Annotated in this window: 1 pseudogene; it reads right to left on the reverse strand. The window is 62.6% G+C overall.

The features are described 5' to 3' along the window. Nucleotides 1-382 (reverse strand): annotated as a pseudogene (locus KW837_RS28600) (hypothetical protein); the annotation flags it as partial.

The raw sequence follows: 382 nt of genomic DNA on the forward strand, positions 1-382 counted from the left end.
AGGCCACCGTCGAGGATGTTGACGCCATCGTTACCGGTCATGCGGTTGTTGACCGCGCTGCCGGTGCCGTTGAGGTTGGCATTGCCGGTGAGGATCAGGTTCTCGATGTTGCCGCCGAGGGTGTAGTTGATGGACGAGAATACCCGGTCGAGCGCGGTCAGCGAAGCATCGGTTTCGATCAGCGCATCGCCGACGTTGTCGACGTAATAAGTGTCGACGCCATCGCCACCGATCAGGGTGTCGGCGCCGAGGCCACCGTCCAGGGTGTTGGCTTCGGCGTTGCCGGTCAGGCTGTTGTTCAGCGCGTTGCCGGAGCCGTTGATCGCGTTGCCGGTCAACACCAGGTTTTCCAGGTTGGCGCCCAGTGTCCAGTCCACCGAGG

This window comes from Pseudomonas sp. PDM24, from assembly GCF_019218905.1.
Classification (GTDB): Bacteria; Pseudomonadota; Gammaproteobacteria; order Pseudomonadales; family Pseudomonadaceae; genus Aquipseudomonas.